Source organism: Paraburkholderia caledonica (genome assembly GCF_000383275.1).
Lineage (GTDB): Bacteria > Pseudomonadota > Gammaproteobacteria > Burkholderiales > Burkholderiaceae > Paraburkholderia > Paraburkholderia caledonica.
This window is the reverse complement of the sequence record NZ_KB911034.1, coordinates 801,766-825,428: the sequence shown is the minus strand read 5'-3', so window position 1 is coordinate 825,428 and position 23,663 is coordinate 801,766. Positions and strand designations below refer to the sequence as shown.

General features: G+C 63.1%; 19 protein-coding genes. 11 read left to right on the top strand and 8 right to left on the bottom strand.

The window, feature by feature from the left end; translation table 11 throughout:
• Positions 1-8: 8 nt before the first annotated feature.
• Genes H281_RS0103775 through H281_RS0103760 form a run of 4 tightly spaced genes read right to left on the bottom strand, consistent with a single transcriptional unit; the run spans position 9 to position 4,436 of the window.
• Positions 9-1,166: a glycosyltransferase family 4 protein gene (locus H281_RS0103775; RefSeq protein ID WP_020065751.1), complete on the bottom strand. Its 1,158-nt coding sequence runs from the start codon at positions 1,164-1,166 to the stop codon at positions 9-11.
• Complete coding sequence (locus H281_RS0103770; protein WP_027804265.1) at positions 1,163-2,341, bottom strand: glycosyltransferase family 4 protein; 1,179 nt, start codon at positions 2,339-2,341, stop codon at positions 1,163-1,165. The genes H281_RS0103775 and H281_RS0103770 overlap by 4 nt, the downstream gene beginning before the upstream one ends.
• A 23-nt stretch (positions 2,342-2,364) precedes the next feature.
• The gene (locus tag H281_RS0103765; RefSeq protein ID WP_020065749.1) at positions 2,365-3,903 is read right to left on the bottom strand and encodes an O-antigen ligase family protein; all 1,539 of its coding nucleotides are present in this window, start codon (positions 3,901-3,903) and stop codon (positions 2,365-2,367) included.
• Complete coding sequence (locus tag H281_RS0103760) at positions 3,903-4,436, bottom strand: GNAT family N-acetyltransferase (RefSeq protein ID WP_020065748.1); 534 nt, start codon at positions 4,434-4,436, stop codon at positions 3,903-3,905. The genes H281_RS0103765 and H281_RS0103760 overlap by 1 nt, the downstream gene beginning before the upstream one ends.
• Before the next feature lie 274 nt (positions 4,437-4,710).
• Here H281_RS0103760 and H281_RS0103755 point away from each other — a divergent pair, with 274 nt between their 5' ends.
• The 10 genes from H281_RS0103755 (at position 4,711) to H281_RS0103710 (ending at position 18,411) form a co-directional block, all read left to right on the top strand.
• A complete protein-coding gene (locus H281_RS0103755; RefSeq protein WP_020065747.1) occupies positions 4,711-4,959 on the top strand; it encodes an acyl carrier protein in 249 nt (82 codons plus the stop codon).
• Complete coding sequence (locus H281_RS0103750) at positions 4,956-6,212, top strand: acyl-CoA dehydrogenase family protein (protein WP_020065746.1); 1,257 nt, start codon at positions 4,956-4,958, stop codon at positions 6,210-6,212. The genes H281_RS0103755 and H281_RS0103750 overlap by 4 nt, the downstream gene beginning before the upstream one ends.
• Positions 6,212-7,276 carry an amino acid--[acyl-carrier-protein] ligase gene (locus H281_RS0103745; RefSeq protein ID WP_020065745.1) on the top strand — a complete coding sequence of 355 codons (1,065 nt, stop codon included), beginning with the start codon at positions 6,212-6,214 and terminating at the stop codon, positions 7,274-7,276. The genes H281_RS0103750 and H281_RS0103745 overlap by 1 nt, the downstream gene beginning before the upstream one ends.
• Positions 7,273-8,358: a DUF1839 family protein gene (locus H281_RS0103740; RefSeq protein ID WP_020065744.1), complete on the top strand. Its 1,086-nt coding sequence runs from the start codon at positions 7,273-7,275 to the stop codon at positions 8,356-8,358. Before H281_RS0103745 ends, H281_RS0103740 begins: the two co-directional genes overlap by 4 nt.
• Before the next feature lie 65 nt (positions 8,359-8,423).
• Positions 8,424-10,985, top strand: coding sequence for a glycosyl hydrolase 2 galactose-binding domain-containing protein (locus H281_RS0103735; protein WP_408735233.1), 2,562 nt, complete (start codon positions 8,424-8,426; stop codon positions 10,983-10,985).
• A gap of 623 nt (positions 10,986-11,608) precedes the next feature.
• Positions 11,609-12,343, top strand: coding sequence for a Crp/Fnr family transcriptional regulator (locus tag H281_RS0103730; protein ID WP_006048767.1), 735 nt, complete (start codon positions 11,609-11,611; stop codon positions 12,341-12,343).
• Positions 12,344-12,379: 36 nt separating this feature from the next.
• Positions 12,380-13,789 (top strand): undecaprenyl-phosphate glucose phosphotransferase, encoded by a 1,410-nt coding sequence (locus tag H281_RS0103725; RefSeq protein ID WP_020065741.1) that lies wholly within the window; start codon positions 12,380-12,382, stop codon positions 13,787-13,789.
• 2 nt (positions 13,790-13,791) lie between these two features.
• A complete protein-coding gene (locus H281_RS0103720; RefSeq protein WP_020065740.1) occupies positions 13,792-14,745 on the top strand; it encodes a glycosyltransferase family 2 protein in 954 nt (317 codons plus the stop codon).
• Positions 14,746-14,782: 37 nt separating this feature from the next.
• Entirely contained in the window at positions 14,783-15,976 is a 1,194-nt protein-coding gene (locus H281_RS0103715) for a polysaccharide biosynthesis/export family protein (protein WP_020065739.1), read from the top strand.
• 23 nt (positions 15,977-15,999) lie between these two features.
• A complete protein-coding gene (locus H281_RS0103710) occupies positions 16,000-18,411 on the top strand; it encodes a polysaccharide biosynthesis tyrosine autokinase (protein ID WP_020065738.1) in 2,412 nt (803 codons plus the stop codon).
• Between the two features lie 231 nt (positions 18,412-18,642).
• Here the strand turns inward: H281_RS0103710 and H281_RS0103705 are convergent, their stop codons facing one another.
• Both H281_RS0103705 and H281_RS0103700 read right to left on the bottom strand, forming a co-directional pair.
• On the bottom strand, positions 18,643-19,065 hold the full coding sequence (locus H281_RS0103705) for a helix-turn-helix domain-containing protein (protein WP_020065737.1): 423 nt from the start codon (positions 19,063-19,065) through the stop codon (positions 18,643-18,645).
• Between the two features lie 269 nt (positions 19,066-19,334).
• Positions 19,335-20,552, bottom strand: coding sequence for a glycosyltransferase family 4 protein (locus H281_RS0103700; RefSeq protein WP_020065736.1), 1,218 nt, complete (start codon positions 20,550-20,552; stop codon positions 19,335-19,337).
• Between the two features lie 167 nt (positions 20,553-20,719).
• On the opposite strand from H281_RS0103700, the gene H281_RS0103695 reads away from it, so the two are divergent.
• Entirely contained in the window at positions 20,720-22,048 is a 1,329-nt protein-coding gene (locus H281_RS0103695) for a glycosyltransferase (RefSeq protein ID WP_020065735.1), read from the top strand.
• A gap of 63 nt (positions 22,049-22,111) precedes the next feature.
• On the opposite strand, the gene rpiA is transcribed toward H281_RS0103695, so the two are convergent.
• Both rpiA and rlmB read right to left on the bottom strand, forming a co-directional pair.
• Positions 22,112-22,807 carry a ribose-5-phosphate isomerase RpiA gene (rpiA, locus tag H281_RS0103690; protein ID WP_020065734.1) on the bottom strand — a complete coding sequence of 232 codons (696 nt, stop codon included), beginning with the start codon at positions 22,805-22,807 and terminating at the stop codon, positions 22,112-22,114.
• A 64-nt stretch (positions 22,808-22,871) separates the two neighbouring features.
• Entirely contained in the window at positions 22,872-23,615 is a 744-nt protein-coding gene (rlmB, locus tag H281_RS0103685) for a 23S rRNA (guanosine(2251)-2'-O)-methyltransferase RlmB (RefSeq protein WP_020065733.1), read from the bottom strand.
• Positions 23,616-23,663 lie beyond the last annotated feature (48 nt).

The following is a 23,663-nucleotide window of genomic DNA, read 5'->3' as shown; positions in this document are numbered from 1 at the left end:
TACCGGCGTTAGAACACGTCGATCGCTTCGCGATAGATTTGCGCGACCTGCGCGGCTACCACCGGCCTGTCGAAGTTCTCACGCGCATACTTGCGGCACGCCTCTTCGTCCGGCAACTTGAGCCGGCCGAGCAATGCATCGGCCATGCCTTCTCCGATCGCCTTAAAACCGCCGGACGGCAGCACCAAATCGCGCGACAACGGCGCCACGGCTTCAGGCAGGCCGCCTACCGGCGTGACCAGAACCGGTGTGCCGGCGGCAAGCGATTCGATCGTCGTCAGGCCGAAGCCTTCCAGCGATACGGTCGGCACCACCGAGAGGTCGGCCGCGCGATACCACAACGGCACGGTCTCGTCCGGCACGAAGCCAGCAAGCGTCACGTTGCCCTCGAGGCCGCGCGCGACGATGCGAGCCTGCAACTGCGACGCAAGCGGTCCCTTGCCCGCAATCGTCAGCAATACGTCTGGTAGCAGCGGCTTCACAATCGCCATTGCGTCGATCAGATCTTCTAGCCCCATGCGCGAAACGAGACGGCGCATGCAGAAAATAAGAGGCCGGTCCACTGCGACGCCGAGTTGCCGACGCGCTTCGAGCTTTGTCATGCCAGTATCGAAATGCGCGACGTCGACGCAGCCCGGCACGATGCGGATGCTGTCCTCACTCACGCCATAAGTCTCGTGAAGCAGACGGCCGAATGCCCGCGACAGCACGATATGACGTGTCGCGCCGCGATACACGAAACGTTCAAGCGCGACACGCAACGCGCGCGATAGCCCGCCCCCGCCCCCCGGATATGACTCCGCCGCCCACGGTCCATGAAAATGAACGACCTTCGGCACGTTGCGAAACACGCCCGCTGTCGGCGCTGCATAAAGAGCGAAATGCGTCGCGACGATGTCAGGCATACGCGCGGCCCGCAACACACGCGAATATTTGCGGGAGCCCAGCAACCGCGCGCCGAGTTGCGCCTGCGCGCCCGCGAACGATTGAACGCGGCCACCGGAAGCCTCGATCACGTCAGCGCTGCCCGCCACCATGCCGCGCACGTTCACCCCTTGAGCGGGAAGCGTATCCACCAGCGCCTGAAACATACGATCAAGACCGCCTGGCCGTTCGTCGAACCAGTGCATGCCGATTTGCAGCGAATCGATCGGAACCGCGCTCATAGTTTCACCGGCTCAGTCGCGCATGCGGGCGGCAACGGTTGTGCCGCGCGGCGTGCATGCACCTGCTCGTAGACTGTCAGATAGCGCTCGGCCATGGCCTGCCAGCTCAGGCTTTTCGCCACCTCTCTCGCACGCGTGCCGAGGCTTCGCGCGTAGTCCGTATCGCTCGCCACACGCATGATGGCCGCGCCGAGCGCCGCCGCGTCGTCAGGATCGTCGAGCACGACGCCGCTGCCCGGCTCGATCACTTCGGCGCCTCCGGCAGTGCGCACCGTGATCACCGGCAATCCCGCGGACAACGCCTCCAGCAATACCAGTCCCATTGGTTCGTAGCGCGAAGGAAACACGAACGCATCGACCGAGCGCATCAGCGCGGGCATGTCCATCACCATGTCGGTGAAGTGCACGCGTGCGCTCAGTCCGAGCGATTCGACCAGCGCCGGATACGGGCTGTTGTGCAGAATGCCCGCGACCGCGAGATGCACGTCGGCGGACGTATGGATCAGTGCATGCAGCACGGTGTCGAGGTTCTTGCGCGACATGCGCAGATCGCCCGCGAACAACAGCATGAACGGTGCTTGCGGCAAGCCGAAACGCGCGCGTTCGCATGCGCCGGACCGGAACTCGTCGACATCCACGCCGTTATGAATCACCTGCATGCGCGCCGCGCCGATACCCAACGCCCGCACCTCGCCCGCCACCTTCTGCGAAACCGGCACGATGACCTCGGTATGGCGAAACGCCCATTTCTCGCATGCGATGTTGAGCCTGGTGTAGATAACCTGATACGCGTGATAGAAACTGTGCAGCAGACGAAACGGGTAGAAGCCGCAGCGATACCAGCCGTCGTGCACGAAGTGCGCCGCGTTGACGTCGGAGCGGGCCCATGCAATGAAGCCGTTGACATGAACCACGTCGAACTCATTGCGGTGAGCGCGAATCCATGCACCGCAGCGCAAAGCGAACATTTGATACTGCACCAGCCGGGTCGGCAGGCGGCTCTTCGCAACGCGCACAAAACGCACGCGCGGATGCGCGACCAGTTCCGCAGCCGCTTCCGCGGCAAGCAGCGTCACGGCATGCCCAGCGGCCAGCGCCGCCTGCACGATCTCGTAGTTCACGCGCCCTTGCCCATCGTTCTTGCGCACGACATGGGTAACGATGAGAATTCGCATCCCGTTGTCCTTCATTTGAATTATCAGGTCCGCGAAACCGTCGCGCTATTTGTGGCGTGCCGCTCTCGCGCATAGCGCAACGAAATCACCGGCAAGGTCACGCCGAGAAAGAAAAACATCCCGGATACGGAGGTAAGCGTGTTGATGAAAATCATCATCGAGAAAATGGCGACCGCCACACCTACGCCGGAGATGGCAAGAAGATCGGTCGGATGCGATCGGCTCGCTCGGTACGCGCGCCACAGCAACATCAGCACGCCTGTCGCGTACAGCAGCGTGCCTGGCCAACCCATTACGAAGGGCACTTCCATCAGGCCGCTATCGAAGTCGGCTATCGCGGAGGCCGACTTGTCGTCGGACAGCTTGGTGCCCTGCCCCGTCGCGCCGAGGCCTTGGCCTGCGATATCGGTGAGTGCCGACGAAAGAAACGTTTTGTAGAACTCCGCACGCGCCTGGTAGCTGTTGTCCTCGCCGATGTCCTGGATGGTGCTGAAGCGCCGCATCACGGGCTCGGCCACCTGGTCGATCATCATTAGCGGCGCGGCCATCACGGCAAGGCCGAATACACCGGCGAGCAAGCGCATCCGGCTCTTGCCGTCGAGCATGGCAAATGAATAGACGAGCGCGATTGCAAAGCCGCCCCATGTACTGCGCGCGCTGGTGAGCAGCAGCGCGGGAATGCCGACACAGCCGAGCACAATGCGCGCTTTTCCGCGCGCTGCGAGCGACATCAGTAGGATAGTCATGAGCGTGACCGCGAACGGGCCGCAAGAATTCATCGTGCTGCTGATGCGCATGCCGAACGGCACCGGCTGTCCCTCGGATTCCATCTTCGAGGCGATCAGCCAGAAGGCATCCCACGGCATCGGCGAAATGAATTCAAGCAATCCGTAGAGACTCATCAGGAGTCCGCCGAAAACGAACGTTTTCAGCAGGACCCGGTGGTAGTCCGGATAATGGCGCCACGTCACGGTCATATAAAACGCGACCATCACTGGATAGAGCCAGTTGATCAGCGTAAAGGTTGCTGCGGCAGGACCTGCTTGCACAAAGCCCACCACGTACGCGTACAGAAGCGCGATCACGATCAACAGAAGCGGTGCGGCCCGGCGCTGCCCGAACGCAGAGACGTGCTTGATGAGCGTGAATCCCATGAGCGCCACCGCCAGCAACGGTGCGACCATGATCGGGCTTTGCTGATTGAACGCTCCGCTCACGAAGTCCGCGAGACGCCTCACTTCCGGCGTGAGAAAGAAAAGCCAGCAGACGAAGCCGAGGTAGTGAGCCGGCGAGCGCCGGTACAGCAACAGCGCAACGCCAAAGGCACCGGCTGGAAAGAACAGCTCGACCACTTTGCCCTGATGCAGCAGGATGAGTCCCAGCGTCGCGCCGAACAGCAGCAACGGCCAACGCAGCGGGTGACGCAATGTCCGCGACGCACGGCGAGTGCGAGTGGCTCTGGCCGCTCCTCGTTCGCTCCTCGTCGTTGCGCCTTGCCTGTCGTCAGCCGGCGTGCGCAGCGCGAGCCGCGCGCTCGACGGCGTGATCAGCAACCGCTCCATTACAGCATCTCGAACGTGTTGACGAGCGCAGCACGATCGCGCTCGCGCCGCCGCAACACAGCGAGCGGCTGCGAGGCGCGCATGTGACGCGTGAGGCCGATGAAAGGCACGCCATGTTCGAGGTATGGACCTTCCGTTTTGCGAAAGCCGAATTGCTCATAGAACTCGCGCAGGCCGAGCGGCGCGCTTACACGCGCGGCGTGTCCCGGCCAACGCTCGGCAATGGCCTGCAGTACGCGCTCCACCAGCATTTCGGCGGTACCGTCGCCGCGCCGCAGCGGGCTCGTCAATACCTTGTCGATCGTGATCTCGGGGTCTTCGGCGTCGCCGGGCCGCACGCGAGCGTAGGCAAGAATCGGCATGGGGCGACCCATGTCCTCCACGGCGAACACATGCAGCGATTCCTCGTCGCGGCCATCGGCATCGAGGTAGACATGCGATTGTTCGACGACGAACACCGCGCTGCGCGCCCGCAGAATCAGGTACAGCTCGCGTGCCGAAAGCTGCTCGAATTCCAGCGTTTTCCAGTTCATCACGTTCCCCAGCGGATTCTTTTATGTTTAACGGACCGGCGCCGCACGCCGCCCGCCTGGGCCACGTTCGACACGCCGGCCCGTCTGATGGCTACACGTTAAGGCCGCGATACATGCGTTTCCGTGCGGCATCGCACTGACGCTGCGGGTTGGCGATTCTTAAATACGAGGCACCGGATCGCGCCTCACGTCGCGAATAAAAAAATCGGCCGCATGCATTCGTCTACGTCGGCGAACGCGAAGAGACCGCTGCACAACTGAGGGGTACACCACCATGAAAACCGCATTGCGACGCATCCTTTCCGAATCCGCTCGCCTCGACGTATCGCCGGAGAGCCTCGCGGACGATGCCGATCTCTATGCCGCAGGCCTCTCCTCCCTCGCGACCGTGCACCTGATGCTCGCAATCGAGGATGAATTCGACGTCGAGATTCCAGACCGCATGCTCACGCGCCGGCTGTTCTCGAGCATCGATTCGATGGCCGCCGCCGTTACCGAACTGCAACAGGCGAAAGCAGCATGAACACCCCACTGCTGGATCCGGCTGCTTCGGCGGCCGCGACCACGCCCGCGGCTCTGACGGCGATCGAGCCCGAACCCGCCTGGCGCGCTGCGGCGCAACGTTGTGCGGCAGTCGCCGCGCAGTTCGCCGACGCCGTCGACAGCGAGGCCCGGTTTCCCACCGAAGCGTTCGCGGCACTGAAGCGCGAGCGCCTGCTTTCGGCGATGGTGCCGGCGGCATACGGTGGCGCCGGCCTCTCGCTTGCGGACGTCGGCGCAATCTGCGAAACGCTTGCCCAGGGCTGCGCGTCCACCGCGATGATCTATGCGATGCATCAGATCCAGGTCGCCTGTATCGACGAGCACGGCAGCGAGTCGCCATGGCACCGGCAGTTGCTCGCGCAACTTTGCGATCAACAATGGCTTTTCGCATCGGCCACGTCTGAGGAAACGATCGGCGGCAATATGCGCACGAGCGCCTGCTCGGTCGAGGCCGACGGCGAGCGCTTTTTGATAGAAAAACTCGCCCCGACGATTTCATATGGCGCGCATGCCGACGCCATTCTGGTCACCGCGCGCCGCACGGCTGAGTCGGCCGCCTCGGACCAGGTGCTGATCGTCGCGTTACGCGAACAAACGCTGCTCGAAAAACGCGGCGCCTGGGATTCGATGGGTATGCGCGGCACCTGCAGCGAAGGCTTCAGACTGGTCGCCACCGGTCTTGCCGCGCAGATCCTGCCGACGCCCTTCGCCGAGATCGCCGACCAGACCATGCTGCCGGTCTCGCACACGCTGTGGGCATCGGTATGGACGGGGGTGGCCGCCGACGCAGTGAATCGCGCGAAGGCCTTCTACAGGGCACAGGCTCGTTCGAAGCCGGGCGCGAATTCGCCAGCCGGCGTGCGCCTCGCGCATGCTGTCGGATTGCTGCAGATGATGCAGGCGCGTCTTTCCGTAGCACTCGACGCGGCGCGTGCTGCGCACGCCGCACGTCTTCATGAATCGCAAGCCGATGCGCCGCTCGCGGCGATGCTCGGGTTCGCGTCGGACATGAACACGCTGAAGACCAGCATTTCGACGATTGCACTGGACGTCGTGCACGAAGTGATGATGATCTGCGGCATGGCCGGATACAAGAACGGCACGCCGTACAGCGTGGGACGCCATTTGCGCGATCTCTACTCCGCACCGCTCATGATCAATAACGACCGCATCGCGCAGAACACCGCGAGCCTGCTGCTCGCGCAGCGCCCTGCCGCGCCGGGGAGAGCCTGATGAATACGATGACCGATACCGCTGCTCTCGCTACCGCCACGAATGGCGATGAACACATTGCGCCCACCTTTCGCGACCAGTTGCTGGCCGCGGGCCTGTTGATCGACACCGGCGAAAATGGACTGTATGGCCGCAGCCAGATTTTCGAGGATGTCGTCGATCGGCTGAATGTGGCTATCACGCATCTTGGAGCCGATCAGGATGCCGAAGTATTGCGCTTTCCACCCGCCATGCGCCGGACAGACTTCGAGGACAGCGAGTATCTGAAGAATTTCCCCGACCTCGCCGGCACGATCCACTCGTTTTGCGGCAACGACATGGGACACCGGCGCCTGTTGCAGGCGCTCGATCACGCGATGAGCGAGAGCGACGACGATCGCAGCGACGAATGGATGGCGCAGCAAAAGCCCACGCGCGTGGTGCTCACGCCGGCCGCCTGTTATCCGATCTATCCGGTACTGGCGCGGCGCGGCCCGCTGCCCGCGGGCGGACGCACCGTCGACGTGCTCTCGTATTGCTTCCGTCATGAGCCTTCTCTCGATCCCGGCCGCATGCAAATGTTCCGTCAGCGCGAATATGTGCGGCTCGGCAGCGCGCATGAGGTAATGGCATTCCGCCAGATGTGGATTGAACGCGGCTCGCTGCTCGTCTCCCTGTTGCAATTGCCTGTCGAGGTGGATCTCGCCAACGACCCGTTTTTCGGACGCGGTGGGAAGATCGTCGCCGATAGTCAGCGTGCCCAGGCGCTCAAGTTCGAACTGCTGATTCCTGTAGCGAACCCGGAGAGCAAAACCGCGTGTCTGTCGTTCAACTATCACATGGACCACTTCGGCAAGATCTGGAAGATAGCCTGCGAAGACGGCACGCTCGCGCATACCGGCTGCGTCGGCTTCGGCATGGAGCGCCTCACGCTCGCGCTGTTCCGTCATCACGGGCTGGACGTGAAAGCATGGCCCGACGACGTGCGCGCTTTGCTATGGGGCGACACTGCAACACGCGTCGCGCACGGCATGGCAAAGATGCAGGCGTTGGCTGCGGCACCGGGCACCGGAGACGGCGCATGAGTCCATCGCAGAGGCGCTTGCCGGGAAACGCATTCTCTACATCGCAGTTGCCTCGGCAACGCGCATCGACGGCTGACGCTTCGCACGTTTCATCGCAAGCAGCCGCACTCCACGCGCAAGCAGCGCGTGCGCGCCAGCACGAGCCGCATGCATGGCATCAGGGCGAGCGCGTCTGGCAGGAAACCAACTGCTATGTGGATCTGTGGATCGAATTGCTGCACGGCTTCGGTCTCGATCCGCGCGCGGCGTTTGGCTTCACCGTCACACAGGACTTCGAAGGCGATCAGTTCACGTTCTTCAAATTCCCTCTCGAAGATCTGGAGCGGCTCTACGGCACCCAGGTCCAGGAGCTCGCGATCTACGACTCGCTCGAAGCACGCGTGCTCGCGCAGACTCAGCGCGGCCACACCGTGCTCGTCGAAGTAGACGGCTTTTATCTGCCGAACACGCGGGCCACGTCGTATCGTCGTGAGCATCCGAAGACCACGGTGGGTATCGACTTCATCGACCCGGACGCGCGCCGCCTCGGCTATTTCCACAACACCGGCTATCACATGCTGGATGGCGAGGACTACGACGGCGTATTCCGCAAGCTGCCGCAATTCGCACAGCAGCCCGACCTGCTGTTTCCCTACGTCGAATTCGCGAAGCAGGCGCGGCCCGCGCTGGAAGGCACGGCACTCGCGGAAGCGTCGGCGGAACTGTTGTGCGCGCATCTAAGCCGGCGGCCTTTGACGAATCCGATCTCCGAATGGCGTGCCGCATTCCCGGGTCACCTCGATACGCTGATGGCGCGCGGCGAGGCGTTCTTTCACCCGTACTCGTTCAATCTGATGCGGCAGCTCGGTGCGAACTTCGAGTTTCTCTCGAAGTACCTGCTGTGGCTCTCGGAGCAAGGCTTCGAGATTCCCGCGACGATTCCCGCCGCCGCGCAACGTATCGCGTCGGAGTCGATGGTCATGCAGTTCCGGCTCGTGCGAGCGATCGCGCGCGGACGCCGCGACGCGTGCGACGACTGCTTCGACGTCCTCGAAAGCGCCTACGAACAGACACTGCCGCCGCTCGCCGCTCTCGTGTCGTGACGCATGTGCCCCGAGCCCCGGGGACTCATCAGGAGCCCGCCGTGGATGCACTGACGACCGACCCGGTGCCCGAATCCGATCACACAGGCGGCTTAACCGCCGTCGCGCCCGACGATATCCGGCCTCAGCGACTGGACACCGGCTGGCAATGTATCAGTACACCGGCGGGAGCATGCGAGTCACCGGGGGATCTGCCGGACCACGGCTGGCTGGCGGCGCAAGTTCCCGGCACGGTGGCGAGCGCGCGCCGTGCCGCGGGTCTCTTCGACGTGGCGCATCCCGAACCCCTCGCTTTCGACGATCACTGGTATCGCGTGACGCTGAACGGCACGGGCAAACGGCGCTTGCGTCTGCATGGACTCGCAACCATCGCGGAAGTCTGGCTCGACGGCATCAGACGTCTCGACTCCGATTCGATGTTCGTCGAACACGAGCTCGACGTCGAACTGAACGGCAGCGCGACGCTCGACATATGCTTTCGCTCTTTAGCGCCAGCGTTGGCGGCAAAACGCTCGCGCGCAAGATGGCGGCCGCGACTCGTCTCGCCGCCCACGTTGCGCAACGTCCGCACGACGCTGCTTGGCCATATGCCGGGCTGGTGCCCTTCTGTACACGCGGTGGGACCGTGGCGGCCGGTCGAGATGCTGAGCGATGCACGGAACGGGATCGACCGCTTCGAAGTCGCGAGCCGGATTGACGGCGACGACGGTATTGTTTCGCTAACGCTACGTTTCGTTCATCCGCACGATCGCGCGGCGTGCCGCGCTTCGCTCGGCTGCGGCGGCCACGTTTCGTCGCTGCAATGGCGCGACGCCTTCACACTGACCGGCAGCGTGCGGGTGCCGTGCGTCGAACGCTGGTCGCCTCACACGCACGGGGCGCCCACTTTATATCCACTTCTATTGCATCTCGATGACAGCGGGGTCATTGCGCTGCCGCTCGGCTCCATCGGCTTTCGCGAGATCGCCGTGGAACGCGGCGCTGACGGTACGGGCTTCGCGCTGCATATCAACGGCGTGCCGGTGTTTTGCCGGGGCGCGTGCTGGACGAGCGCCGATCTCGTGACGCTGGCCGGCAGCGAAGCGCAACTCCGGCAAGCCTTCGAACTAGCCCGCGACGCAGGCATGAATATGCTGCGCGTGGGCGGCACGATGGTCTACGAGTCCGACCTCTTCTATACCCTCGCCGACGAATATGGCGTGCTCGTCTGGCAGGACTTCGCATTGGCGAATTTTGACTACCCGAACGACGCGGCTTTCCGTGCGTCGATCGAATGCGAGGCCTCGCAGTTTCTCGCCCGCACGCGCCGCTTTGCGTCGCTCGCGGTGTTGTGCGGCGGCAGCGAGGCCGATCAGCAGGCCGCGATGTTCGGGCTCCCGCCTTCGATGCGCGTGCAACCAGTGTTCGACGAGCTATTGCCCGCTATCGCCGCTCGCGAGCGGCCGGACGTGCCTTACGTGAGCAACTCGCCGTCAACAGGCGTGTGGCCGTTTTGCACTAGTGAGGGCATCACTCACTACTATGGCGTGGGCGCGTACCAGCGGCCGCTCGACGACGCGCGCCGCTCACAGGTGCGGTTCGCTGCCGAATGTCTGGCTTTTGCCAACGTGCCGGACGACGCCACCTTGAATGAAGCGCTCGGTACCATCCATCCGCACGATCCGCGCTGGAAAGCCGCAGTGCCGCGCGATCCCGGCGCAGGATGGGATTTCGACGACGTCCGCGACCACTATCTTCAGACGCTTTATGGCATCGAGCCGGCCCGTCTGAGATACGAAGACCCGCAGCGCTATCTGGACGCGTCGCGGGCAGTGGTGGCCGACTTGATGGCCGAGGTGTTCACCGAATGGCGCCAACACGGATCGGACTGCGGCGGCGGACTCGTCTGGCAGCTTCAGGATTTGCGGCCGGCAGCGGGCTGGGGGCTGATCGACGCCACGGGACGGCCTAAAAGCGCTTTACACGGCCTCGCTCACACGCTCCAACCCATACAGGTGCTGCTCACCGACGAAGGCCTCAACGGCCTCGATATCCACCTGATCAATGAGCGCGCGCAAACGTTGTCAGCGCAACTCGAACTCGTCTGTCTGCGCGACGGCCGCGTGAAAGTTGCACAGGCGAGCCGCGCGGTGCAACTCGCGCCGCGTTCCACCGCCCGCATCTCCGCCGCCGCGTGTCTCGATCAGTTCTTTGATCTGACGCATGCCTACCGCTTCGGCCCGCGCGCACACGACGTAACGATCGCGACGTTGCGTGATGCGGCGAGCGGGAAGATTCTGTCCGAAGCGTTTCATTTACCCGAGCGGCGCATCGGCGATCGTCACGAACTCGGCTTGACCGTCGAAGTCGAGCGCGCGGGCGACGGCTGGCAGCTGGTGATAGAAGCACAGCGTTTCGCGCGCTTCGTTCATATCAATGACGCGAAATACCGCGCCGCGCACGACTGGTTTCATCTTGCGCCGAACCGCCCTCGCATCGTGCCGCTCATTCCGCTCGCGCCGAACGCATCGCAAAGCGCAGTGGTTGCGTGCGCATCGAACGTCGCCTTTAAAGCGGATGCAACAAATGCGGCACCCGCCGGTGAAGTGCTCGCACTGAACGCGGCGAGCCCCACCTTCTACGGGTAAACGTATCTTCTACCGCTCATCCCTTCGCAAGCCGCGTAAAACCTCGCGCTGCGCGAATACATTTGTCTGCTGCGGCCCATCACTGTCGTTTTTTTTGCGACTCCCTAAACCACAAATGACGAACCGTACGCCAGCGAACGCAAAGCGTTGAACACATCTGAATCAATTCCGGCACATCGCGGACATCGCGTGAAGCGGTGCCTGGAAAGGCCCGGTTCACCCCGGCGATTGCTGCGCGACAACCCTGCCAGTGGGTGCGAATCCAATAGGATCAAGCACTTGGCTCATATTAAAACAGCGCTCACGACGCCGGCTTCCTGGATGACCGATGTACAGAATTGAAACAAAAAGCCGCATCTGGGTGGGCCAACCCACACTGACGTCCTCGCTGCGTCGCACCAGTCAGGCTTTTCCCCATGGTTGGCACAGTCCTCGCTAATAGGAGAACGCGACACCGCGACGCCGCAGGGGAGCAACAGAAACGGCGTCGCGCATCAGGCAAATACGGGGCCGGTTCCATTCATCCTCCGCTGCGCGCAATGCAGCGGACTTATAAAAGGATGCGGGAATCGGATCAAAAACAGGAAGACGCGAACACGCGCGCCTTCACGCGAGGACCGATCATGTTGACACTTCAATCAGATCTGCATGGAAACCATTTGCTCGGCGCATTGCCGTCACACGAATGGCAAGCACTTGCTCCGCACCTCGAACTGGTTCATCTACGCACTGAGCAACTGCTCTGCGATTCGGGCCAACGTATTCACCATGTGTACTTCCCCACTACCGCAATCATTTCGATGCTGTCGACGATGGAAGACGGCAGCTCGGTGGAAATCGCAGCGGTCGGCCGCGAAGGCATGACGGGTGTGCCGGTGCTCACGGGCGGCGAGACCATGCCGAATCGCGTGCAGGTTCAATGCGCGGGCTTCGCGTACCGGATGAGCGCTCAAGCTCTGAAGCAGCAATTCGCACGCTCCGATTTCCTGCGCCGGCTGATGTTGCTCTACATGCACGCTCTTCTCACGCAAGTCGCGCAAACGGCAGCCTGCAACCGTCATCACGCATTGAACAAGCAACTGTGCAGGTGGCTCCTCATCGAAGTAGACCGTGTCGCGTCGAACGATCTGACGGTCACGCAGCAGTTGATCGCCGACATGCTCGGCGTGCGCCGCGAGGGCATCACCGAAGCGGCCGGCAAGCTGCATGACGAAGGCCTGATCCATCATAGCCGCGGGCATATCAAGGTGCTCGACCGCAAGGGACTCGAAGCGCGTGCGTGCGAATGCTACGGACTCGTCAAGCGCGAGTTCGACCGCCTTCTGCCGCGCCTGCGCCAGGCTGAGACTGTCGAATAAAACACCGCACCGTTCGACTACCTCGCAGAGTCAATAATGTTCAGGAATACTGCGCGATGCCTCGACGCAATCTTCGTGATCGCGGGAGGCCTGCTCGCCCATTGGATGCGGTTTTCGACGCTCGCCGCATTGCCGGATACGGAACGCCTGCTGATCGCGTTTAACTGCGTGCTGGTGCTGCTGATGTTTCCCGGCTTCGGCGTGTACGAAACATGGCGCGGCAAGCCTTTGATGTCGATGCTCGCAAGAGTCGCGGCTGCATGGCTCGCCGTCGTCGCCGGTGCGTTGCTGCTCGCGTTCACGCTGCATCGCATGGATGAGGTGTCGCGTTTGTGGCTCGCTTACTCAACGCTGATTTCGGGCGTGCTGATCATCGCGACCAAATGCGGGGTGCACGTGGCGTTGCGCAGTGTACGGCGCCGCGGCATGAATTTCCGCACGGTTGCAATCGTCGGCGCCCCCGGGTTTGCGCGCACGTTGCTCGCCCATCTGGAACATGCGCCGCAAGCGGGCTTCAAGCCGGTCTGTGTATTCGATAGCAGCATTCACACCAGCATTCATGCGGGCATCGAAGCGTCCGGCGCTTACGGCGCGCGTCTGAACCGTCTGCCGGTACTGACCGACCTGAACGCATTTGCCGCGAAAGTGCGGGACGAAAACGTGAACGAAGTGTGGCTCGCATTACCCTTATCAGAAGAACGCATGATCTATCGTTTCCAGCGCATGTTCAGGAACGACTTCGTGAATCTGCGCTTTATTCCCGATGTACGCAGCCTCTCGCTTTTCAACCACTCGCTCGTCGACGTAGTGGGCTTGCCCACGCTGAACCTCGGAGCGCCGCCGTTCTCGCCGCCGCAGATGTGGCCGAAGCTGATTTTCGACCGCCTCTTCGCGGCGGCCGCGCTGATCGCGCTCGCGCCGGTTTTCCTGGTGCTTGCCGTCGGCATCAAGCTCACTTCGCGAGGACCGGTGTTCTTCCGCCAGACCCGTAAGGGCGCCGACGGCCAGACGTTCTCGATCTACAAGTTCCGTTCGATGACCGTGCATCAGGAGGCGCATGGCGAGCTCACCCAGGCCTCTCGCAACGACGCGCGAGTGACGAAGCTCGGCGGCTTCATGCGCCGCACGAGCCTCGACGAGCTGCCGCAGTTTCTGAACGTGCTGCTCGGCCAGATGTCGGTGGTCGGCCCGCGTCCGCACGCAATCGAGCACGACGATCTCTACAAGGACCAGGTGTACGGCTACATGTACCGCTACCGTATCAAGCCCGGCATCACGGGTTGGGCGCAGGTGAACGGCTATCGCGGCGCAACGCGCAAAGTGGAAAAGATGGAAGCGCGCGTGAAGTTCGACCTCTTCTATATCCACAACTGGTCGTTCTGGTTCGACATGAAGATCGTCTTCATCACGATCTTCAAGGGCTTTGTCGGCCGCAACGCATTCTGATCATGCCGCTACGTGAACCGCTCGTGAAAGTCTCCGTGATCGTGCCGACGTATCGACGCACCGCCGATCTGGCGCGGTGCCTCGCGGCGCTCGACGCACAGGAGCGCCGGCCCGACGAGGTGATCGTCATCGCTCGTCACGACGACCATGCGACGCTCGACTGGCTCCGCACACGCGAAGCCAACCGGCCCGATCCGCGCCGCTATGTCGTGCTCGTGCATAAGCCGGGTGTGGTGGCCGCCTACAACCTCGGCATCGAAAGCGCATGTGGCGACGTGCTGTGCTTTACCGACGACGACGCCGCTCCGCATTCCGACTGGGTCGCGCGAATCGCCCGCGCATTCCAGGGCGATCCGGGCCTGGGCGGTCTCGGCGGGCGCGACATCGTGCATGAACGCAACGGCATCCTGCAGGGGCAGAAGCCGTGCGTCGGCATCGTGCGATGGTATGGCCGCACGATCGGCAATCATCACATCGGCCACGGCCAGGCGCGCGAAGTTCATGTGCTCAAAGGCGTGAACATGGCGTTTCGCCGCGAGGCGATCGGCACACTGCGCTTCGACGCGCGCTTGCGGGGCAGCGGCGCGCAGGTTCATTGCGAAATGGGCTTCAGCCTCGACGTGCGGCGGCGCGGCTGGAAGCTCGTCTACGACCCGGCGCTGCTCGTCGAACATTTTCCCGCTCAGCGCGGCGACGAAGATCAGCGCTTCACATTTAACGACGCGGCTTTTTATAACGCGTCGTTCAATCTCCGACTCATCATGTGCGAACACCTGACGCCGCCTGGCCGATGGGCGTTCGTCGCTTATTCGACGCTAATCGGCGATCGCGCGGACCCGGGGTTCCTGCGTGCATTGTCGCTGGCATTCGAGCGCGGCGGACTGGCGCTTGCGCTTCGCAAATGGCGAGTGGGTTTACGCGCAATGCGCGGGGCATGGCAGGAAGCGGTGCGCTAACCATCGACGTACCGGCTACACGCGAAGGGACCATAAAATGACTATCAAAACAATTGCCGCGACGCTCGCGGCTGCATCTCTATGCGCCTGTTCACTGGCGCCCGGACCATACCTCGACACGAAACGGCTGGAACCGCCGGCACCGCCCGAGCAGACCGCCGAGAAGTTTCCGGTGCATGCAATCGACGTCGGTTACTTCCGCGAGCAACGCGCGGCCACCGTTCCCGCCGTCTGCCCGTTGACGTGCCTTACACCGCAAACGCGCGGCCTTTACGAGTATCAGCTGGGGATAGGCGACCAGTTGACCATCATCGTCTGGGATCACCCCGAACTGACGGGCGGCGTGGGCCTCGCAACCGGTACGCCGCCGTTGCCCGGAGGTAGCGCTGCGCCCTCGCCCGGCCCCACGCAGACGCAAGGCGCGACGCCCATCGCGCCCACCACGATGAGCAGCGGCGAAGGTGGTCTTACGGTGCGTGTCGCCAACAACGGCACGATCTTCTTTCCGCGCGTGGGCCGCATCAAGGTGCAAGGCATGACCGCGCAACAGGTTCAGGAAGCGCTGACGAAAGGTCTCGCGCGCACGATTCGGGACCCGCAACTCGACGTGCGCGTGTCGGGCTTCAACAGTCAGTCGGTGCAGGTGACCGGCAACCTGCGCACGCCCGCGTCCGAAGCAATCACCGATGCGCCGCTCACCGTGCTCGACGCGATCAACCGCGCGGGAGGCGCGCTGCCCGACGCCGATCTGCAGAACGTCGGCGTCACGCGCGACGGCAAACGCCATACGGTCGACGTAGCGGCGCTACTCGAAACCGGCGACCCGCAGCAGAACGTATTGCTGAAGGACGGCGACATCATCGACGTGCCGGATCGCTCCAATAGCCGCGTATTCGTGCTCGGCGAAGTCAACAAGCCGACTTCGCTGCCGATGAACCGCGGCCGTCTCACGCTCGCCGACGCACTCACCGGCGCAGGCAGTCTCGATGTGAAGACCGGCGACCCGCGCTACGTCTATGTGGTGCGTGGCGCCGACAAAACGCTGACGCCGGACGTCTATCAACTCGATATGACGCAAGTGGACGCGTTGATGCTAATGACCAAGTTCGATCTGCAACCGAAGGATGTGGTGTACGTGCAAGTGTCGAATGCCGCGCGCTTCAATCGCGCACTCGAACAGATCACGCCGACTCTCCAGTCGCTGTTCTACACCGTCCAGTTGTCCAGATAAATTGCTTGCAACGGAGTATCGACATGAGTACGTATGACATGCTGGACCACGGGCCGGCACCGGGCGGCGACGAAGACGCGGTAATGCGCGATCTGCTGCGCACGGTTACGGAGCAGATCTGGTGGGTAATCGGCATTGCAGGCAGCGTGATCCTCGCCGCAGTCGTCTATACGAAGATCGCCACGCCGGTCTATTCGGCCGACGCGCTGCTTCAGGTCGATGCGCAGAGCAGCGGCAACAACCCGCAAGGTCAGAAGCTGCTTTCGTTGACGCCGAGCGTGGGCCCGATGCGCACCGAGGCCGAGATCGAAATCATCAAAAGCCGCGCGGTGGTCGAGCCGGTAGTAGAGCAGTTCAAGCTGAACTTCAGCACATCGGCGAACACGGTGCCGGTGCTGGGCAAGATTGCTTCGCTGTTCGCGAGCCCGGGGCACCCGTTCGCTGCACCGTTCGGACTGACCGAATATGCGTGGGGCGGAGAGCAGTTCGAGGTTGCCTCGATCGTCGTGCCGAAGGCGCTCGAAGGCGCGCAACTGACGCTGCGCGCGCTCGACAAGGGCCGCTACGTACTGACCGATGCGCACGGAGCGACGCTGTTGACCGGCGTGGCCGGCGTGCAAGCGCAAGGCCACGACATCACGCTGCTGGTGAAAAGACTGGTAGCGCGTCCCGGCACCGAGTTTTACATCACGCGATTCAATCAGCTTGACGCGGTATCGGGCCTGTCCACTGCGTTGCAGGTCACCGAGAAAGGCCGTGACACGGGCGTCGTGCAATTGTCGTATTCGGGTACCGACGCCCATGCGATCACCGCAATCACGAACGCGGTGGCCGCCTCGTATCTGAAGCAGCGCACCGAACGCGCACAGGAAGAAGCGAGCCACATGCTCGACTTTCTCAACAGCGAACTGCCGCGGCTGCGCGACGAGGTAAAGAAGACGGAAACCGCGCTATCGGAGTATCAGTCGAAGGTTGGCTCGTTCCAGCCGACTCAGGAAGCGGGCGTGTATCTCGCCGGTGGCCTCGACTACGAAAAGCAGATCGCGGCCCTGCGCATTCAGCGCGCGCAATTGCTGCAGCGTTTCACACCTGAAAGCCCGGAAGTGCTGCAGGTAGACTCGCAATTGGCGGCAATGGCCCGCGAGAAAGCGCGTTTTGAAGACCACTTTACGACGCTGCCGAGTTCCGAGCGCAACGCGCTCGCATTGCAACGCGATGCGAAAGTCGCCGAAGAGATTTACGTCGCGCTGCTCAACAGGATTCAGGAGTTGTCGATCTCGCGGGCCGGCACGATCGGCAACGTTCATATCGTCGACGAAGCGTTGCTGCCGTCGAAGCCCGTGCGGCCGAAGTCGGCACTCGTGATTTCTGCGGGCACGCTGCTCGGCGTGATCGGCGGCATTCTGTTCGCGTATTGCAGGCGCAAATTCTTTACCGGCGTGGCCGATCCGGAATTTGTCGAACGCCGCTTCCAGTTGCCGATTTTCGGCGCGATCACATTCAGTCCGGAACAGGCGCGCAGCGACCGGCAGTTGAGCGCGACGCGCGGAGCCGCTCTCGCCGCGCCTCGTTCGCGGCCGACCGAAGTGGAAGATGCAACTGCGTCCCCGGGCGGCATCGCGGGACTGTTGTCGTCCCGCTCGCGCGCGACTGCAGCGGCAGACGAAGCGCGCAGCGAGCCGGTCGGCACACAAACGGTGGTCTCGTCGGGCAGGACGCCGGTGCGCCCGCTGCTCGTCAAGACGCATCCGTATGACACGACTGTCGAAGGCTTGCGCGGCTTGCGCGCCACTTTGCAGTTCGGCCTGCTGGATGCGCCGAACCGCATCATCGCGATTACGAGTCCGGCGCCGTCCGACGGCAAGAGTTTCCTGAGCGCGAACCTCGCGGCGCTAATCGCCGAATCGGGCAAGCGCGTGCTGCTGATCGATGCGGATTTGCGGCGCGGTCGTCTCGCACAGTATCTCGGCCGCTCCCCTGAAGGCGGGCTCACCGAGTTGCTGACAGGCCAGGTGGACCTTGAAACGGCGGCACGCGCGACGGGCGTGGCGGGTCTTCACTTCATCGCCGCGGGCACTTATCCGCCGAATCCGTCGGAGATTCTCACCTCGTCGCGGTTCAGTGAAATCCTTGCGCGTTTCGAACAGCAGTTCGACCTGATCATCGTCGATACGCCGCCGCTGCTCGCGGTCGCCGACGCCGCAGTGGTCGCGAATCTCGCGGGCTCGACGGTGCTCGTCATGCGCGCCGGCGCGCACACCGAAGGCCATCTCGCGGAAGCGTTGAAGAAGCTGCGTCGTGCTCGCGCGCGCGTGGTCGGTGGCGTGATGAACGCCGTACCGCTGAAGAGCCACAATAAAAATGGTACGTACGACTATGCTTATGCATACACGTACGCGACTGCCCATCCTGACGACACCGGCAAGACGGGCTGATTCACGCTGCAAGCGATAAACGGTAAGCGATCGAGGGCCGCGCTCCACGGAGACGCGGCCCTTTTTTCTATTACTGCGTCGACGCGCGATGATGCAATGGTGAGGGTGCTGGAGCTATAGCAGACAGGGCGCCGACAGCGGAAAACCGCCGGCGCAGAACGAGTGAGACGTCTTGAGTGAAACCAGCCGCACAAACGGACCGCGGACGATCGGCGCCGCCCGGCTACGGTCTTATAGAAATGCGCTGACGTCCGTCTGGAAACGCTGGGCAAGCGCTTTTGCGACCTTCTTGCTGATCGAGCGGCGGCCCGCCAGGATATCGCTCACCACCGTCGGCGACGCGATGCCCATCAGATCCTTCTGCTTGAGGCCGTGGGTCTCCAGCAGGTGCCGCAATACCTCGCGCGGCTCGCCTTTCGGAAGCGTCGTATTCTGCGCTTTCCAGGCGCGCACTAGCTCCGAAACGATTGCATGAAGATCGGCAAGCGGATCGTCCTCCTTGCCGTTCAGATGGGCGGCAAGCGCGCTGGCGAGCTCGACCATCGTCTGGTAATCATGCTCGTTGCGAATGGGAGTAATGGGCACGTGAGCCTGCAGCGCGGCCCAGCTTTGAGCAATGTCGGGAAAGGATCCCGGAAGGCGATCGGCATTCATGAGTGTAGGTTCATCCTCGTCCAAAGGTCGTGCTCGCATGCGTCACCACGTGACGAACGAATAACGACTGCCTGTTGTAATAAATCGCCGCGACAATCCGTGCCGGCTGTCGCCGCGTCGAAGACCGTGTATCGAGGCGGCCATGACCCACGCTGGCGCCTCCCCCCGGATAGCCGCTCGGGTGGCATCGCCCGGCGGCTTGTTCGATATGCTGCCCCTGCTGAAACAGGTTTGAATCGCCGAGCAAGGAAGCTCGCGAAAACCTCGGCTCATCGTCCCCAACTGCTCCGCGACGCCGGCTGGGCAGGCCAGCCAACCTCGTCGGCGATGAGATCGGCGCCAGTTCTCTCCACTACCGCCGCCTCACTGCGCAAGCCCGCCGCGGCGATCGTGCGCGTCACCTCAGCCATGAACGCGCGGCGAAACACAGCCGACGAGAACCGCTCCGCGTTCGCACGGCAAGCGGCTGGCGTGATCTGCTCGCGCTGCCGCTCGAAACGGTCGATGGCATCGAGCATCGACACGACAGTCTGTCGTCCGAAATAAACGCCTGTAGGATGCGCTTCACCGACAGGCACAACTGTTTCGAGCGCTCCGCCCTTGCCGAACGCAATGACCGGCGTGCCGCAGGCTTGTGCTTCGAGCGGAACGATGCCGAAGTCCTCTTCGGCAGCGAAGACAAACGCCTTCGCGCGCTGCAAATAGTCCTTGAGCACGCCGGCCGGCTGGTAGCCGAGGATCGTCACATTCGGCCCGGCCTTGGCGCGAATCGCAGCCATTTCGGGGCCGTCGCCGATCACGACCAACTGGCGGTGCGGCGTTGCGCTGAACGTCTCGACAATCAGGTCGATGCGCTTGTACGGCACCATTCGCGAGGCCGTCAGATAAAAGTCTTCCTTGCGTGTGCATAGCTCGAACTGCTGCACGTCGACGGGAGGCGGAATGACGGCCGCGTCGCGACGGTACGTTTTCATCATGCGGCGCGCCACGAATTGCGAATTGGCGATAAGACGGTCCACGCTATTCGCCGAGTGCGAATCCCAGCCACGCAGGTAATGCAGCAGCAGGCGCACGAGCCATGACCTGGGGCCGTGCGTCAATCCCGCTTCGCGCAGATACTGATGCTGCAGGTCCCACGCATAACGCATCGGCGAATGCACGTAACTCACATGCGTTTGGTCGGGTCCGACGAGCACACCCTTCGCAACCGCATAGGAACTCGTGATAATGAGGTCGTAGCCCGAGAGGTCGAACTGCTCGACCGCGAGCGGCATCAACGGCAAGTAAGCGCGGTAGCGGCGCCGCGCGAGCGGCAGGGATTGAATGAATGAGGTAGTGACCGGTTTGCCGCGCAACGGCCGGCGGTCTTCGAGAAAGTCGACGAGACTGAAAAGATCCGCGTCGGGAAAGCATTCGATGATCTGCTCGAGTACTTTCTCCGCGCCGCCGGGTGCGACGAGCCAGTCGTGCACGATCGCAACTCTCATGATCTCCTTATCCTCAGTCAACGCCTCTGGGCTTAACAACGAGTGTATGTGGCGCTTCGTTTGCTGCGTGTGCGCGTGCACACATTCGACGCGCGACGGGACGCGAATAATTAATCATCGCCATTCGCCTCTTGCGAACGAACAAAAACCAATTAATTCGCCTTCCTATGCGCCCTCCGCTCGACGCCTCTCCAATCGCTACCCCGCTGCCGCTCGTGTCGCCGGTGTTCATCGATCCAGTTGCAGCGCCTGCCGCGCCGGTCGGCTCCGGCATGTCGGCACCCACGGTCAGGCAAACGAGCGCATTGCCGCGCGTGCTCTTTGTCGACCAAAGCGGCCAACTCGGCGGGGCCGAGTTCGCGTTGCTGCAATTGGCAGAACATTGCAGATCGCATAGCGAAGTCGTGTTGCTTGCCGACGGTCCGTTTCGAATGCGTCTGGAAGCGCTCGGCGCCCGCGTGCAAGTGATGAACGACGCGAAGGTCTCGGGCATCGCGCGGCAAGCGTCGGCTTTGAACTGCTTGCGCGTGCTGCCGGGCATCGTGCGGCAGGTCCGCGCTCTTGCGGCACGCGCGCGAGCGTTCGACGTATTGTTCGTCAACACACAAAAAGCGCTTGTGCTGGGCGCGCTTGGCAAGGTGCTGTATCGCAAGCCTGTGGTCTGGTATCAGCACGACATTCTCACGCGCGAGCATTTCGGCCGGGTGCAACTGAGCGTCATCAAGTGGGCGGTGCGGCTTGCGGTCGACCACGTGATCGTCAATTCGCAGGCATCGGCGAGGTCGCTTGCAGCGCTCACAGGTCTCGCCGCAGACTCGGTACCGGTCGTCTACAACGGCATCGACGCGAGCGCGTTCGATCGCGTGGATGGCACCGACATCGGCTCGCTCAGGCAGCGCCTCGGCTTGCCCGAGAACGCATGGCTCGCCGGTCTGTTCGGCCGCCTCGCGCCGTGGAAAGGTCAGCACATCGCGCTCGAGGCGTTGGCGCGATTGCCCGATGCGCACCTCGTTCTGGTCGGCGCACCACTATTTGGTGAGGATGCCTATGCGCAGCGTCTGCGCGACCAGGCCGCCGCGCTCGGCATTGCCGAACGCGTGCATTTCGCGGGCTTTCAGGACGACGTGCCCACGTGGATGAAAGCGATGAATGTGATCTTGCACACGTCCACGGAACCCGAGCCTTTTGGCCGTGTAATCGTCGAGGGCATGGCGGCGGGCCGGCCGGTGATCGCGGCGGCCGCAGGCGGCGTAACGGAGATCGTGCGGCATGGCCGCAACGGCTGGCTGGTGAAGCCCGGCGATGCAGCGGCGCTCGCGGAGGCAATCGTCGCGTTGCGCGCGGATCCGGCGCTCGCACAGCGCCTTGCGCAACAGGCGCTGACCGATGCGCAGGCGGAGTTTTCGGTGGAGCGGTATTTGCAGCGAATGATGGACGCGTTGACGGCCGCCATGCGGCGCCCCGGTGACAGAACGAATACTCAGGCGAGCCGCTAGAACGCGTGCCGCTGCTGAAACGATGGATGCGTGCGAGCCCGCGTGAGCAGGCTCGCGCGTGACTCAGTCCTTGCGGTATTCGATGGTTTGCACGCCGGTGTCCGTGCCGAGCAGACACAGATTTGCGCCGCGCGCCGCGAAGAGTCCGACCGTGACGACGCCTGGCCACGCGTTGATATGCATTTCGAGCGTGCGCGGGTCGCTAATACGCAGACCTTTGACGTCGATGATCTCATTGCCGTTGTCGGTGATGAAGGGCGTGCCCTCTTTCGTGACGCGCACCACCGGCACACCGCCGAGCGCCGTCACGCGGCGGCCGATTGCGGTGCGTGCCATCGGCACCACTTCGATCGGCAGCGGAAAATTGCCCAGCGTGTCGACGAGTTTGCTCGCATCCGCGATACAGACGAATACGTCAGATACCGAAGCGACGATTTTCTCGCGCGTCAGCGCACCGCCGCCGCCTTTGATCATCGCGCCGCTGTGGTCGATCTCGTCCGCGCCGTCCACATAAACCGGCAGCGAATCGATTTCGTTCAGATCGAGCACCGTGATGCCGTGCGATTGCAGGCGCGCGGTGGTGGCAAGCGAACTCGACACCGCGCCGCGATAGCGCGCCTTGTTGGCGGCCAGCGCGTCGATGAAGCAGTTCGCGGTGGAGCCTGTGCCCACGCCGATCAACGAGCCTTCGGGCACGTTGGCGAGGACGTAGTCGGCGGCGGCCTGGCCGACCAGTTGCTTGAGTTCGTCTTGAGTCATGGGAATGCCGGCTAGCAGTAAAAAACACTAGTTTACCGGAGTGGAGGCCGCGGGCCGGCCGGAATTACTTCTTCACCGCCCGCTGCCTGACCGCCTCGAACAGACACACGCCGCTCGCCACGGATACGTTCAGGCTTTCCACGGTGCCGGCCATCGGAATCTGCATGACGACGTCGCAGGTATCGCGCGTAAGACGGCGCATGCCCTCGCCTTCGGCACCCATCACGAGTGCAACAGGACCGTCGAGCTCCGTCTCGTACAGGCTCTTGCTGGCCTCGCCGGCCGTGCCGACGACCCACACGCCGGCGTCCTTCAGTTCGCGCAACGCCCGTGCGAGGTTCGTCACGGTGATGTACGGCACGGTGTCAGCGGCGCCGCTCGCGACCTTTGCGGCTGTCGCGTTCAGGCCGACGGCGCGGTCACGCGGCGCGATCACCGCGTGCGCGCCGGCAGCATCGGCCACGCGCAGGCAGGCGCCCAGATTGTGCGGGTCCGTCACGCCGTCCAGCACCAGAATGAGTGGCGAACCGTTGATGCCGTCGAGCAATTCAGCCAGGTTCTGCGCGAGCGGCATGTCGCCCGCGCGCGCGACGACGCCCTGATGACGCTCGGTGTGCGCGAGGCCCCACAGGCGCGTTTCGTCGGCGGCGATGAGACGCACGCCCGCTTCTTTCGCCACGTGCAGAAACTCGGTCATGCGACGGTCCTTGCGCGTGGCGTCGTAATAGACATCTTCGACGGTGGACGCGTCGTGCCTGATACGCGCGGTGACTGCGTGGAAACCGTATAGAACCTTGTGACGTGCCATGACTGATACAACCTTTGATTGAGCCCGGCAGGATCGCCGCGCTGCTGT

Coding starts and splice junctions, on each gene's coding strand:
- H281_RS0103770 (WP_027804265.1), bottom strand. CDS start 2,341: ATGCGAATTCTCATCGTTACCCATGTCGTGCGCAAGAACGATGGGCAA.
- H281_RS0103700 (WP_020065736.1), bottom strand. CDS start 20,552: ATGAGAGTTGCGATCGTGCACGACTGGCTCGTCGCACCCGGCGGCGCG.
- H281_RS0103705 (WP_020065737.1), bottom strand. CDS start 19,065: ATGAATGCCGATCGCCTTCCGGGATCCTTTCCCGACATTGCTCAAAGC.
- H281_RS0103695 (WP_020065735.1), top strand. CDS start 20,720: ATGCGCCCTCCGCTCGACGCCTCTCCAATCGCTACCCCGCTGCCGCTC.
- H281_RS0103730 (WP_006048767.1), top strand. CDS start 11,609: ATGTTGACACTTCAATCAGATCTGCATGGAAACCATTTGCTCGGCGCA.
- H281_RS0103740 (WP_020065744.1), top strand. CDS start 7,273: ATGAGTCCATCGCAGAGGCGCTTGCCGGGAAACGCATTCTCTACATCG.
- H281_RS0103710 (WP_020065738.1), top strand. CDS start 16,000: ATGAGTACGTATGACATGCTGGACCACGGGCCGGCACCGGGCGGCGAC.
- H281_RS0103765 (WP_020065749.1), bottom strand. CDS start 3,903: ATGGAGCGGTTGCTGATCACGCCGTCGAGCGCGCGGCTCGCGCTGCGC.
- rpiA (WP_020065734.1), bottom strand. CDS start 22,807: ATGACTCAAGACGAACTCAAGCAACTGGTCGGCCAGGCCGCCGCCGAC.
- H281_RS0103760 (WP_020065748.1), bottom strand. CDS start 4,436: ATGAACTGGAAAACGCTGGAATTCGAGCAGCTTTCGGCACGCGAGCTG.
- rlmB (WP_020065733.1), bottom strand. CDS start 23,615: ATGGCACGTCACAAGGTTCTATACGGTTTCCACGCAGTCACCGCGCGT.
- H281_RS0103750 (WP_020065746.1), top strand. CDS start 4,956: ATGAACACCCCACTGCTGGATCCGGCTGCTTCGGCGGCCGCGACCACG.
- H281_RS0103715 (WP_020065739.1), top strand. CDS start 14,783: ATGACTATCAAAACAATTGCCGCGACGCTCGCGGCTGCATCTCTATGC.
- H281_RS0103720 (WP_020065740.1), top strand. CDS start 13,792: ATGCCGCTACGTGAACCGCTCGTGAAAGTCTCCGTGATCGTGCCGACG.
- H281_RS0103725 (WP_020065741.1), top strand. CDS start 12,380: ATGTTCAGGAATACTGCGCGATGCCTCGACGCAATCTTCGTGATCGCG.
- H281_RS0103775 (WP_020065751.1), bottom strand. CDS start 1,166: ATGAGCGCGGTTCCGATCGATTCGCTGCAAATCGGCATGCACTGGTTC.
- H281_RS0103745 (WP_020065745.1), top strand. CDS start 6,212: ATGAATACGATGACCGATACCGCTGCTCTCGCTACCGCCACGAATGGC.
- H281_RS0103755 (WP_020065747.1), top strand. CDS start 4,711: ATGAAAACCGCATTGCGACGCATCCTTTCCGAATCCGCTCGCCTCGAC.